Consider the following 13809-nt stretch of genomic DNA (forward strand, 5'->3'; position numbering starts at 1 on the left):
TTATTACTGCCTTTTTATTCCCTTTTTTTCAGCCTCCCTATATAGGGTGCTTCTGCTAATGCCAGTCTTTTCGCATATCTCTTTCACTGACTTCGTTCTGTCGTTTTCAAATAGATAGAGAGCCATGTTGAGAGCGTCTTCATCAACATTAGGTCTGCCGAACTTCACACCTTGCTTCATAGCGGCCTCCCTGCCCTCGGCAGCGTTCTCAAGGATGATCTGCCTCTGGAACTCAGCAATGGCTGACAGCATATGAAATATCAATTTGCCTGCTGGAGTGGTTGTATCGATAGCCTCTTTCTTGCTATGAACCTCGACATGCATCTGTTCGAAGGTCTCCATAAGGTCAATTAGGTCTTTAGTGCTCCTGCCAAGTCGGGACAGCTCAGTGATATAGACTTCATCGCCCTCGCGCAGACGAGAGAGCATATCTTTCAGAGCGGGACGATTAGCGTTCTTGCCCGAAGCCTTGTCGATAAATATCTGGCTATCCTTTAAGCCAAGCGCGTGCGCATATTCAAGCTGCCTTGCCTCGTTCTGTTCCTTTGTTGAGCAGCGAGCGTAGAGAAACTTCATCGCGTGCCTCCAATTCCTATATGTCTCAAAAGTCCTATTAGTATTTTATATTGGGACATACACTTTTGGAATATCTTTTAGGACACTATTTGATTCAAAAGGCTCACTTGGGGAGTAGTATTTCTCATGTCTCAAATGTTATGAATTTTGGGATACACCATACGCGGCTTAACTTTCTTGCGCACTCCCAGCTTGCAGAAGATGCGTTACCTCGTAAGCCCCTGCCCCAGTCTGTTTTGGCGCATACGGGGTGTTTTACACTTTGGCCTCAACTTCTACTTGGCAGACCCCATCTATGTAGTTGATATCAACATGACTGAAAGAAGAAATTCCACCGACCGTCTACCTTCACTGCAAATAGCGCATTACCAAGGCATGATTGCCAATGCTATCGAGAAGACCGCCAGACGCTATAAATGCATTATCTATAGGCACTCTTTATAGCTGTCAATAATTGGCGAATAGCATTGCCGTTTCCCCTTTTACTCAAAATGATCTGCCATGCCCTTGATACAATCTCATCTACCACACCGCAACATCCATATATTTGGATGGAGCTTCACAATGGCATAGCTGCTGCTTTGCGTATGCAAACAGGCGAATTGGAGGGCACCCGCCTTTCAAGGTCTGTTCGCATATGCATGTGAAGCCTTGCGGTGTGGTAACTGTGGTAGGTGTCCTCCACATCGCTTAATTGCAATGATGTGCTTCTCCCCTTCCACGGTTGTCGGGATACCTTTGGAAGGAGAGCGGATGAAGAAGCCAACGAACAAACAACTAGCCCTCTTAGTTACGATTGCCCTCGTATTGGTTTGCGCGATTGCTTTAGTGCCTAGCCTTGCCACAGAACCGAATTCGAGTGCAACACTCAACATTTTCCACACCCATAAATGGAAGAAAGCGACCTGCACCAAACCTAAGACCTGCAAGGAATGCGGAGCAACCGAGGGCAATCCGCTGGGTCACAAACTCGAGGACTGGAAAGACGATGGATTCGACTCCACGTTCTCCGAAAGGGTCTATGTCAAAACATGTTCTCGCTGCGAGAAAACAATTGAGAAAAAGACAGAGAAGGTTACCTCGTTTCTGGAGAACGAAAAGCTGACCATATGCCCAGACACCTACTCGAAGGTTTTCGAAAAAAGACTTCGAGAGCTTAACGACAGCGATTTTACAGTGCACGAAGAATACGACTACAAACTGACTGTCTATTCAATTAATGACTCAAATGACGAGATGGCGGGGCAGCTCTCTTTTTCACTGAAGGACGAGAACCTCGCCCCAACCCTTCTCTATTCTGAACCTCTCAACTACGGCATCGTTGTCATGCTCGACAACAACCAAAGTAGCTATGACAAAAAGATGGCACGCTTCCTTGTGGCGATGATTGAGGCATGCGACCCGTCACTTGACTGGGATTCAGTCGGTGAAATCGTCAAAGAAATCGATGAGCAGGGCGCGGCAAGCAGGAACGGCTTCACCTACAGCAGGACAAAAAACGGTGGGTATACCCTTCTGCAAGCATCCATTATCACGACCGTAGCCGCACCCACGGAAACCAAAACGCCGCTTGACCATGACACCGTTAATAAAGACCTTGACCAAGTACGAGAGCGGTTGAAATATATCGGGCAGACCACTCAATACGTTAAAAAGGCAATTCCAAGCGCAAAAGAGGATGGGGTCGATTTGCGCGAGAAGGTCACCTTCCTCGGGATTGATGGAGAATTTCTATACGATGTCAATAAAGATACTGGAAAAGTAATTAACCTCTTTTTCAAATGGTCTTTAAGCGACTACGCCTCCGATAGAGATTACATCGTCAACACCCTCGCATCCTATTTCGGCAACGATTACAAGACCAAAGACATATCCCAATACAACAAAGGCAACGACATGTACAGCTACGATTGGTGGGAAACCACCGATGAGAACTGGAGCGTCTACCTTGTCTTGACAGACGAAGACACCGAGAACGAGGGCGGCAGCATTCAATTCACTCAATTAGAGAACTAGACTCTCCCCTTCGCCCAATTAAAGAAATAACGGCTGCGCAGCGCCCCAAGCATTGACGCTACGCAGCCTTTTGTATTCATGCGACCTATAAAGTCGTTGAAACTATTAGGACTCAATCAAACTGCGATTTCAATTGATGTCCGCTCAGCCTATAGCAAAGATGCACGCTGAGGGCGAAATTTGGGCTTGGGATTACGCCGATGGACACTTACTCCAATCCCAGCCTCAACGGGGCAAATAGGCCTCATTTCCTTTGATTTAACCCAATAAACGAACCCTTTTACCATGGCATAGACAACCCCATAGCTACAATCATGTTGTCGTGCTTGAGTCTCTGAAAGGAGATTCAAGCTATGTCGAATAGGAAAGATAACAAGGGTCGAGTTCTCCATCGCGGAGAAGGCCAGCGCCCAGACGGTCGTTACTCATTCAAATACACCAATTGGATGGGAAAAACCTGCTTTGTCTATTCGTGGACTTTGACAATTCACGACCAAACGCCACACGGCAAAAAGAGAGACCTCTGCTTAAGACAAAAAGAGCAGCAGGTTCAAAAAGACCTCTTCGACCACATTGCACCTGAGAACATGACCGTCATGACTCTGGTTGAGAACTACCTTGCGACCAAGGTTGCGGTACGAAAGACAACCGTTAGCGCCTATAAAACCGTCACCAATTACCTGAAAACAGACAGCTTCAGCAAAGCCAAAATATCAAACATTACGGTGTTGGACGCAAAGAAATGGCTTATCCACCTTCAGCAAGATGTTGGAAAGGGCTATAGCAGCGTCTGTAGCATCCGAGGCGTACTCAGGCCAGCCTTTCAACTTGCTGAAGAATGCGGCCTCATCAGAAGAAACCCCTTTAACTTCGAGCTTATCAATGTGCTGGTCAACGATACGGTATCCAGAGAATCGTTAAGCGTTAGGCAGGAACGGCTATTCCTTGAATTTATGCGCTCAGATCATCACTTCTCGCGCTACTTTGAGACTTACTTCATCTTGTTGAACACTGGACTCAGAATTTCTGAATACTGCGGCCTGACCCTTGATGACATTGACTTCGAAAATCACTGCATATGCGTTCAAAAGCAACTCCATCGTGCGAGAGATATGCAGTATTACGTTGAAGAACCCAAGACGAAATCTGGTATGAGATATATCCCTATGACCGCTTCTGTCGAAAAAGCCTTCCACAGTCTCATCGGACAGAGGGCGCAGCCAAAAGAAGAGCCTGTTATTGATGGGGTAAGGGGCTTCATCTGCCTAGACAAGAATGAGATGCCATGCGTTGCCCTGCATTGGGAGCATAGGCTCAAACGCGCCGTCATTAAGCACAACCGCATCTATAAGGAAGAGCTGCCTCATATAACCCCGCACCAGCTCAGACACACTTTCTGTAGCCGAATGGCACGCGCTGGCATGAGTCCAGCAAAGCTCAGATACATTATGGGGCACTCAGATATCAACACCACCTACAACGTTTACACCCATCTTGGGCTTGAAGATATTCAAGACGAGATGCTTGCTATTGAACAAAACCGCAGGTAGACATTGGTAGTAAAAATTTGAGTCGTACTACGTTTTTACTACTTTTGCTTTTACTTTTGCCTGATTTCTGGTTTTAATAAAGTGGATTTCCTTCCCTATATTGGAAACTAATTTTTAGAACCATTCAGCTCGTTGAATGCAGTAGAAGTGTTGGGGATAGAGGTCTTATCTTGTTATTATCGCAGGTAGAGATTGATATTTGAGCGCTACTTCAAACTGGCCAAGAAATAAAACTTGGCATGCGCCCGGCTTCAACTCTTTAGCAGCCTTCTATATGAAAGGTATCGCCCTATGCAAAGCGTACTGTTTATCTGCCATGGGAACATCTGTCGCTCGACGATGGCTGAGTCGGTGCTTACCGAGCTCGTGCGCCGCGCTGGGCGCGAGGCGGAGTTTGTCATCGATTCCGCAGCGACCTCAACCGAGGAGATCGGCAACCCGCCGCATCATGGCACGGTCGCCAAGCTGCGCGAAGTCGGGATTCCCGTCGTTGCCCACCGCGCGCGCCAGGTGCGTCGCGCGGAGTATGGCGACTGGGATCACATTGTCTATATGGATGCTGAGAACGCGCGCGACCTGCGTCGCATCTTTGGCGACGACCCCGACGGCAAGATTACGCGCTTGCTCGATTGGACCGAGCGCCCCGGCGACGTGGCCGATCCCTGGTACACCGGCAACTTCGATGCCACCTACCGCGACGTGCTCGACGGTTGCACTGCTATGCTCGAACAACTGTAGGCTCGCGAGCACACGAACCGCACCATCGACATGCAGCGAGCGAGGATTTTCTCCCGCATATAAATCGAGCGTGGACTTTCTCCCACTTTGAGCGTTCAAGTGCGCTCTAAACGGGAGAAAATCCACGCTCATTTTCTCGGCGGGAGATAATCCACGCTCGACTACTCGTCGACGATCTCGGCGAGCCAGACGTTCAGCGTATCGACCTCGGGGCAGCAGAACTTTGCCGTACCAGGCTCGTTGCCAGGCACGGTTCCGCCATAGCGCAGGATATCGATATAGGGAAAGCCCACATGGCAGGCCATTGCGCACATCTTGCCGCGGTCTCGGTCGAAGTCAAAAACGTCGCCCGGCTTGTGACCATGGTGGCAGCGGCACGCACCCAGCTGGTCCACGCAGCTCACGCGGATACGCGGACGCTTGTCACGCGGCGCGCCGAGCGGCTTGCCCCCGCCCGCAGGCCTGGCACCGTTCTCGCCAGCGTTACTCATGGTCGATCACGTCCAGGCAGGCCTCGATGGGAAGGCCGGCCGATTTGTCCTCTTGGTCGGCATTGCGTTCGATAAGCTCTGCCACCACGCGCATGGCATCGGCCGTTGCGCGCTGCAGGCTCCAACCGGCCATCACGCGGCCGACGAGCACCGCCGAGAACGTGTCGCCCGTGCCCGGGAAATAGACCGGAATGAGCTCAAAGGGAATCGTAAAGTACTCCCCCGCCACATGGTCGTAACCGATAACCGCGTTCGTGCCATTGACTACGGCGCTCGTAATGACCACAGACTTGGCACCCAGCTCACGCACGGCGTCCACAAGGGCGCGGGCCTCGTCGGGCGTGATTTGCTCGGCGATAGGCCTATCGGCAAGCAGGCACGCCTCGGTATAGTTGGGCACCGCGTAGTCGGCGCACTCGAGCAGGTGCCTCATGAGACCAATCGTGGACTCGGGCACGCCCGCATAGAGCTTGCCGTTGTCACCCATGATGGGATCGACGAACACCTTGGTGCCCTTTTGCGCACGGCGGTGGCAAAAGTCCGAGATGATGCGCGTCTCTTCCTCGGTCACGATAAAGCCGGTCGAGATGGCGTCGAACTCAAAGCCGAGTTCTTCCCAGATGGCAAGACTCTGACGCACGTACTCCGTGGTGTCGTGGATGTAGAACTTGGGATAGTTGAGCGTATCGGACACAAGTGCCGTCGGCAGATTGTGGATACGGTAACCCATGTGCGACAGCACCGGCAGCATGGCGGAAAGCGCGACCTTGCCGTAGCCGCACATATCGTTGATCAGCAACAGCTGAGTGTTCTTCATGAGTGTCCCCCTTGGGTCGGGCGCGGCGCGGCAGCGCCACAGTGCGACTAAGTGTAGCGCAGGGGACGTTGCGAGCGGAGTCGAGCGGCACGAAGGGCAAATTGTTGCGGAAAGGTTTCGGAAACGAGGGGCTAGCTTGCTTCATTGCGGCTCATTTGCCGCCACTTATTCAGTGCCATTTCAAAACTATGCCGGATTACGGGGCTAAACCTGAATGAGCCAACCACACCCCTTATTTTCAAATCATAGCGAACCTTCTACCTGCGGTTTTCTTTTTACCAATTTCGGCATGGTCGGCAATCCGTCATTCAGCCCCGTAATCCGGCATAGTTTTTAAGTTAGTCGTTGGGGACGTTCTTAAACGACTAGTCAAACAAGAACGTCCCCAACGACTATCCCAACAAGGGCAACGCCGATGTTTTGGCGAAGTCAGCGAAAACCCGCCAGAGTGAGCAAGGTGCCTTGAAACGAGGCGGCATTGACCTTCTGGTCATGCCGCCGAAGTTGAAAGGCAGATTGCCGCTCTGGCGGGTTTGCAGCGTCGAGCCGTTACGCGGTTTGGTAAAACCGCGTAACCACTAGTTTGGTACCTTGACTTTGATTTCTCACGCTCCTAAATTGGTTAGGCACAAAACAATTCCACTACCTAACTAAAGAAAGGAGCAGCACTCATTTATGTGCGATGAACCTCTTAGCCTTTGTTCGCACGAGCCCGGCGGCGACCCGTCACAGCCGGCGGATGTATCCGAAGCGGTTAGCTCGGAAGACAAGCTTGCCAAGCGCATCCTCAATAACCTGGGCTTTTGCGGCCATTACATGCATTTTCATGGCGGAGGCGTGTCCGGCAAGGCGCCCATCATCTGCCTACTGGCCAAGCAGCCCGGCGGCGAGATGTCGCAGCAGGAACTCGGCATGCACTTCGGCCTCAAGCCGGGGTCGCTTTCCGAGATCCTGTCCAAGCTCGAGCTCAACGGCCTCATTGAGCGCAGCCGTAACCCCAAGGATCGACGGCAACTCACCATTCGCCTGACCGAAACCGGCCGGGAAAACGCCCGCATCGACCAGGCGGCCCGCATCCGCTTTAGAGAACGGGCCTTTAGCGCGCTCACCCACGACGAGCGCGAGCAGCTCGCCGAAATGCTCGATAAAATCCGCAAAACCTGGGAGGAACTGGATGATTAAAGCCCTCATGGGCAGCATCCGCGACTATATGAAAGTCACCGTTGCCACGCCGTTGCTCGTGCTTGGCGAGGTGCTCTGCGAGATGCTGATTCCATTTATCACCGCCAACCTGATCGACGCCATCAAAGACGGCGCCACCGTAGCCGAGATGCTTCCCACCGCGGGCTTTTTGGTGCTCATCGCGCTGACGTCGCTTGCCTTTGGCGCCGCTGCCGGCGTCACCTGCAGCCATGCGAGCTGCGGGTTCGCCAAGAACCTGCGTCACGACCTGTTCTACAAGATCCAGACGTTCAGCTTTGCCAACATCGATGAGTTCTCGACCTCCTCGCTCGTCACGCGCCTGACCACCGATATCAACAACGTGCAGCAGGCCTTTATGATGATCATCCGTATCGCCGTGCGCGCGCCGCTGGTATTGATCTTCGCCTTTACCATGGCGTTTATCATGGGCGGCAGCGTTGCCATGGTCTACCTGGTTATCATTCCGCTGCTGGGCTTTGGGCTGTTCTTTATCATCTTTAAGGTGCGCCCCATCTTCTCGCGTGTGTTCCACAAGTATGACGCCCTTAACGAGTCCGTCGAGGAAAACGTCACCGGCATGCGCGTGGTCAAGAGCTATGTGCGCGAAGACTTTGAGAAGGAGAAGTTCGCGACCGCCGCACGCGACGTCCAGATGGACTTCACCCGTGCCGAGAAGCTGCTCGCCTTTAACAACCCCATGATGAACATCTGCGTCAATGGCGCGTTTGTCGTCATCATTTACCTGGGCTCCAAGCTCATCATCACGAGCCAGGGCACGCTGTTCGACGTGGGCCAGCTCTCCTCGATCTTTACCTATGGCTTCCAGATCCTTATGAGCCTGATGCAGCTGTCGATGATCTTTGTCATGGTAACTATGGCCGACGAATCGGCGCACCGCATTACCGAGGTGCTGGCCGCCGAGCCCACGATCGCCGATCCCGCCGTGCCCGTGCGCGAGGTTGCCGACGGCTCCATCGACTTTGACCACGTGAGCTTTAAGTATTCCGCGCATGCGAAGCGCCAGGCGCTCGACGATATCGACCTGCACATTACGAGCGGCGAGACCATCGGCATCATCGGCGGTACCGGCTCGGCCAAGTCCACGCTTGTAAACCTCATCGCCCGCCTGTACGACGCCACCGAAGGCACCGTGCGCGTGGGCGGCGTGGATGTGCGCGACTACGACTTGGACGCCCTGCGCCACCAGGTAGCCATGGTGCTGCAGAAAAACGTGCTGTTTAGCGGCACCATCGCCGAGAATCTGCGCTGGGGCGACCCGAACGCCACCGACGAGGAAGTCCGCGAGGCGGCACATCTGGCCTGCGCCGATGAGTTTGTCGACGGCTTCCCCAAGGGCTACGACACCTGGATCGAGCAGGGCGGCTCCAATGTTTCCGGCGGCCAGAAGCAGCGCCTGTGCATTGCGCGCGCCCTGCTGCGTCGCCCCAAGATCTTGATCCTGGACGACTCCACCAGCGCCGTCGACACCAAGACCGATGCCAAGATCCGCGCAGGGCTGGCAAGCTATCTGCCCAACACAACCAAGCTCATCATCGCCCAGCGCATCAGCTCCGTGCAGGACGCAGACCGCATCATCGTCATGGAGGGCGGCCGTATCGCTCAGATCGGCAACCATGAAGAGCTGCTCAAGACGAGCGAGATCTACCGCGAGACCTTCACCTCGCAAAACAAGATGTCTGCCGAGGGCGAAGGGGCCGTCGAGGCCGACACCGAGGCATCCGCAACGCAAGCCCAGAACCAGGAAGGAGGCGAGGCACATGAGTAAGGCAACCACCGCCGAGCGCGCGCTCAACCGCAAGAGCGGCACCATGTCGCGCCTCATCAAGACGCTCTTTGGCTTCTACCCCGTGCTTTTGCCCCTCGTCGTCGCCGGCGTGGTGCTCTGCGCCGTCATCAACTCCATCGGCGCGACCTTCCTTCAGAGCGCCCTGCAGATTATTAGCGAATCGTGGCAGTCGGGCGATTGGGAAGCCGCACAGCCCAAGATCGCGCAGCTCGTGACCACCCTCGCCTGCATCTACGGCGTCGGCATCCTGTCCTCGCTGTTCTGGAACCGCACCATGGCCATCATCACGCAGGGCTCGTTGGAAAAGCTGCGCGAGAAGATGTTCAACCGCATGCAGGACCTACCGATCCGATACTTCGACACGCACCAGCGCGGCGACATCATGAGCCACTACACCAACGACATCGACACGCTGCGCCAGATGATCAGCCAGTCGCTGCCCAACCTGCTCATGACGACCATCGTCATCGTCACGGTGTTCTTTATCATGCTGTACTACAGCGTGTGGATGTGTCTGGTGATTATTGCCGGCGTCGCCTTTATGACCTTTATGACCAAGCTGCTCGGCTCCAACTCCGCGCGCTTCTTTATTGCGCAGCAGACCGAGCTCGGCGTGGTCGAGGGCCATATCGAGGAAGTTATGAACGGCCAGAAGGTCGTCAAGGCATTCTGCCACGAGTCCGCTGCCGAGGCCGATTTTGACGAGCGCAACGAAAAGCTCTTCGAGGTATCGCAAAAGGCCAACATGTACGCCAACATCCTCATGCCCATCCTTATGAACCTGGGCAACCTGCTCTACGTGCTGGTCGCACTGGCGGGCGGCATTTTCCTGGCGCTGGGCGTGCCCAACCTGAGCATCTCGGGCATGACGCTGTCCATCGCCGTCGTGGTGCCGTTCCTCAACATGACCAAGCAGTTCTGCGGACAGATCGGTCAGATCTCTCAGCAGATCAACGCCGTGGTCATGGGTCTCGCCGGCGCCGACCGCATCTTTGAGCTCATCGACGAGAAGCCCGAGACCGACGAAGGCTACGTGACGCTCGTCAACGCGCAGGTGAACCCCGAGACCTGGCAGCTCGAGGAGGCCGACCACCGCACCGGCATGTGGGCATGGAAACACCCGCACCGTGCAACCGGCGAGATCGAGTACGTACCGCTGCGCGGCGACCTGGTCATGGACAACGTCGACTTTGGCTACACGCCCGACCACGAGGTGCTGCACGGCGTGTCCGTGTTTGCCAAGCCGGGCCAGAAGGTCGCGTTTGTCGGCGCCACCGGCGCGGGCAAGACGACCATCACCAACCTCATCAACCGCTTCTATGACATCGCCGACGGCAAGATCCGCTACGACGGCATCAACGTCAACAAGATCCGCAAGGCAGATCTGCGCCGCTCACTGGGCGTGGTGCTGCAGGACGTGAACCTGTTCACCGGCACTGTGATGGACAACATCCGCTACGGCAACCTGGACGCCACCGACGAGGAGTGCATCGCGGCGGCCAAGCTCGCGGGCGCCGACGACTTTATCACCCGCCTGCCCGACGGCTACGACACCATGCTCACCGGCAACGGCGCCCAGCTGTCGCAGGGCCAGCGCCAGCTGATTTCGATCGCACGCGCCGCCGTCGCCGATCCGCCGGCAATGATTCTGGACGAGGCCACGTCGAGCATCGACACCCGCACCGAGGCCATCGTGCAAGCGGGCATGGATAAGCTCATGGAGGGCCGCACGACGTTTGTCATCGCGCACCGCCTGTCCACCGTGCGCAACGCCGACGCAATCATCTGCCTGGATCACGGCCGCATCATCGAGCGTGGCAACCACGACGAGCTGATCGCCAAGCGCGGATATTACTACCAGCTCTATACCGGAGCGTTTGAGCTGGAGTAGCTCAAAACATCCCCTACGCTCCCAACGGAGCTCCCCGAGGGAGACGGGGTGTTTACTCCGTGCTCAAACATTCTCGCTTCGCTGCGAAACTGCGCGCGGAGCAAACACCCCCGTCTCCCTCGGGGAGCGCCTGCGCACACGGTCTTTTCTCGCAGCCTGAAAAGAAGTGGTGAGGCCCTGGCCGTTTGGCCAGGGCCTCGTTTTGTAAGGATGATTTGGGAGGTGGTGGAGGAACAGTCTTTTTGGGACGGGGCTAAATTAGCTGGTTCTCCATCCCAATATCGATGAATCAACAAATCGCAACTGAGCCCTAATCCAAAAACAGCTAATTTAGCCCCGTCCCAAAAAGACTGGTCAAGCTAACGGAACGCCGTAGCTAAAAAAGCCCCGTCCCAAAAAGACTGCTTTGGCAGAACGTCGGGTGGTATCCTTGGTAGCCCTGTGCTGCAAACGCACCTTAAACGCAAGGAGTCCCATGGATCTTATCGCCCAGCTCGCCCGCGAGCTCAACCTTAAGGCCGCCAACATCGAGGCAGCCGTCAAGCTCATCGACGAGGGCAACACCATCCCCTTTATTTCGCGCTACCGCAAGGAAGCCACGGGCGGCATGGACGACGTCGCCCTGCGCGCACTCGACGAGCGCCTGTCCTACCTGCGCAATCTTGAGCAGCGTAAAGAGGACGTCATCCTGCTCATCGACGCCCAGGGCAAACTCACGCCCGAACTCGAGCAGCAGATTCGCGAGGCCACGCAGCTCCAGCGTGTCGAGGACCTCTACAAGCCCTACCGCAAAAAGCGCATGACTCGCGCGCAGAAGGCCCGCGAGGCAGGCCTTGAACCGCTCGCCAACATGATCATCATGCAGGCCTCGGCCAAGGGCAGCGCACTCGACGCTGCCGCGGCATACGTCAACGAGGAGGCCGGCTTCGACACGCCCGAAAAGGCGCTTGCCGGCGCGGCGGACATCGTGGCCGAGACGGTGGCCGAGGATCCCGAGAACGTCGCCGACCTGCGCGCCTTTACGCAAAACACCGCCGACATCGTCGTCGAGGCCACCGACCCCACCGAGAAGACCCCCTACGAGCCCTACTACAACTTTGACGAGCCGCTGCGCCGTATTCCCAACCACCGCGTGCTGGCTATCGACCGCGGTGAGCGCGAGGGCAAGCTCCGCGTGCGCGTGAACGTCGACGGCACTGCCGCCACGGCGCGCCTCGGCAGCCGTTGGCCCCGACGCCAGGGCGTGTTCGCACCCGTCTTTGATGCCGCCATCGCCGACGGTTACAAGCGCCTCATGGCCCCCTCACTGGAGCGCGAGGCCCGCGCCAAGCTCACCGTCCGCGCGCAGACCGAGGCCATCAACGTCTTTGCCAAGAATCTCGAGGGCCTGCTCTCGGCACGCCCCGTGCGCGGCGCCCGTGTGCTCGCACTCGATCCGGGCTACCGTACCGGCTGCAAGGTCGCCGTCATGGACGAGACCGGCAAGCTACTCGACCACGGCGTGGTCTACCCCACCAAGCCGCGCCACGACGTCGCCGGCACCAAGCGCGAGCTCGCCCGCCTCGTCAAGAAGGACGGCGTCAACACCATTGTCATCGGCAACGGCACCGCCAGCCGCGAGACCGAAGAAGTCGTCTCGGAGTTCATCGCCGAACAGGCGCCTGGACTGCGATACACCATCGTCAACGAGGCCGGCGCATCGGTGTACTCCGCCTCCGAGCTCGCCAGCCAGGAGTATCCCGACCTGGACGTCACCGTGCGCGGCGCCATGAGCCTGGGCCGCCGCCTGCAAGACCCGCTGGCAGAGCTCGTCAAGATTCCGCCTCAGTCCATCGGCGTTGGCCAATACCAGCACGACCTTGACCAGGCCGAGCTTTCGCGCACCCTGGGACATGTGGTGGAGGACGTCGTCAACCGCGTGGGCGTCGACGTAAACACCGCAAGTGCGAGCCTGCTGGGATACGTATCGGGCATCACGCCGAGCGTAGCCAAAAACATCGTGGCCTACCGCGAGGAGAACGGCGCCTTTACCGATCGCCGCCAGCTTAAGAAGGTCCCCAAGCTGGGGCCCAAGGCATATCTCAACGCCGCGGGCTTCCTGCGCATCAGCGGCGGTAAGAACCCACTCGATGCGACGAGCGTCCACCCCGAAAGCTACGAGGTGGCCACGGCCGTCCTGGAGCGTGCGGGTGTGGCGGCAAGCGAGCTCAGCCGCGGCGGCGTGCCCGACATCGAGCGACGCATCGGCAGCATCTCGGCGCTGGCAAGCGACCTGGACTGCGGCATCCTCACGCTCATCGACATCGTCAACGAGCTCAAGAAGCCTGGCCGAGACCCGCGCGACGACGCGCCCGAGGTGGTCTTTAGCCGCTCAGCACTTTCCATCGACGACCTGGAACCCGGCATGGAGCTCAAGGGCACGGTGCGCAACGTTGTGGACTTTGGCGCCTTCGTCGACGTGGGTGTGCACCAGGACGGCCTCGTGCATATCTCCAAGCTGGCCAACCGCTTTGTCAAGCACCCCAGCGACGTGGCGCGCGTCGGCGACACGGTCAAGGTGTGGGTCGAAAAGGTCGATCGCGACCGCAAGAAGATCTCGCTCACCATGGTGCAGGGCAAATAGCCGCTAAAGCGGACGTCCCCCTCTTCGCGGCGTGCAAAATTGCGAGTATTCAGCATCTCCCGATAGCCCCGCGGCGCTTCAGAGGGCCATAAAAGCA

At 56.4% G+C, this 13809-nt stretch carries 10 protein-coding genes; 7 read left to right on the forward strand and 3 right to left on the reverse strand.

The genetic code is table 11. The features are described 5' to 3' along the window. Positions 1–3: 3 nt before the first annotated feature. Positions 4–576, reverse strand: coding sequence for a recombinase family protein (locus tag ACTQXM_RS05550; protein WP_441067867.1), 573 nt, complete (start codon positions 574–576; stop codon positions 4–6). A gap of 753 nt (positions 577–1329) precedes the next feature. Here ACTQXM_RS05550 and ACTQXM_RS05555 point away from each other — a divergent pair. The 3 genes from ACTQXM_RS05555 (at position 1330) to ACTQXM_RS05565 (ending at position 4880) form a co-directional block, all read left to right on the forward strand. Next, positions 1330–2592: a hypothetical protein gene (locus ACTQXM_RS05555; protein ID WP_441067869.1), complete on the forward strand. Its 1263-nt coding sequence runs from the start codon at positions 1330–1332 to the stop codon at positions 2590–2592. A 353-nt stretch (positions 2593–2945) separates the two neighbouring features. Continuing rightward, on the forward strand, positions 2946–4142 hold the full coding sequence (locus ACTQXM_RS05560; protein ID WP_299308445.1) for a site-specific integrase: 1197 nt from the start codon (positions 2946–2948) through the stop codon (positions 4140–4142). A 291-nt stretch (positions 4143–4433) separates the two neighbouring features. After that, the gene (locus ACTQXM_RS05565; RefSeq protein WP_441537263.1) at positions 4434–4880 is read left to right on the forward strand and encodes a low molecular weight protein-tyrosine-phosphatase; all 447 of its coding nucleotides are present in this window, start codon (positions 4434–4436) and stop codon (positions 4878–4880) included. A gap of 161 nt (positions 4881–5041) precedes the next feature. Here the strand turns inward: ACTQXM_RS05565 and ACTQXM_RS05570 are convergent, their stop codons facing one another. Both ACTQXM_RS05570 and ACTQXM_RS05575 read right to left on the reverse strand, forming a co-directional pair. After that, the gene (locus ACTQXM_RS05570; RefSeq protein WP_441537264.1) at positions 5042–5371 is read right to left on the reverse strand and encodes a TIGR04076 family protein; all 330 of its coding nucleotides are present in this window, start codon (positions 5369–5371) and stop codon (positions 5042–5044) included. Then, positions 5364–6188 (reverse strand): PfkB family carbohydrate kinase, encoded by an 825-nt coding sequence (locus ACTQXM_RS05575; protein ID WP_441537265.1) that lies wholly within the window; start codon positions 6186–6188, stop codon positions 5364–5366. The genes ACTQXM_RS05570 and ACTQXM_RS05575 overlap by 8 nt, the downstream gene beginning before the upstream one ends. Before the next feature lie 675 nt (positions 6189–6863). On the opposite strand from ACTQXM_RS05575, the gene ACTQXM_RS05580 reads away from it, so the two are divergent. The 4 genes from ACTQXM_RS05580 to ACTQXM_RS05595 all read left to right on the forward strand — a co-directional run bounded on the left by ACTQXM_RS05580 (position 6864) and on the right by ACTQXM_RS05595 (position 13712). Continuing rightward, positions 6864–7370, forward strand: coding sequence for a MarR family winged helix-turn-helix transcriptional regulator (locus ACTQXM_RS05580; RefSeq protein ID WP_154518326.1), 507 nt, complete (start codon positions 6864–6866; stop codon positions 7368–7370). Beyond that, positions 7363–9177, forward strand: a complete 1815-nt coding sequence (locus ACTQXM_RS05585; protein WP_441537266.1) for an ABC transporter ATP-binding protein — start codon at positions 7363–7365, stop codon at positions 9175–9177. Before ACTQXM_RS05580 ends, ACTQXM_RS05585 begins: the two co-directional genes overlap by 8 nt. After that, positions 9170–11089 (forward strand): ABC transporter ATP-binding protein, encoded by a 1920-nt coding sequence (locus ACTQXM_RS05590; RefSeq protein WP_441537267.1) that lies wholly within the window; start codon positions 9170–9172, stop codon positions 11087–11089. The genes ACTQXM_RS05585 and ACTQXM_RS05590 overlap by 8 nt, the downstream gene beginning before the upstream one ends. Positions 11090–11564: 475 nt before the next feature. Beyond that, complete coding sequence (locus ACTQXM_RS05595) at positions 11565–13712, forward strand: Tex family protein (RefSeq protein ID WP_441537268.1); 2148 nt, start codon at positions 11565–11567, stop codon at positions 13710–13712. Positions 13713–13809: the final 97 nt, after the last annotated feature.

The organism is Collinsella sp. LCP19S3_D3 (assembly GCF_052121455.1).
Taxonomy (GTDB): Bacteria; Actinomycetota; Coriobacteriia; order Coriobacteriales; family Coriobacteriaceae; genus Collinsella.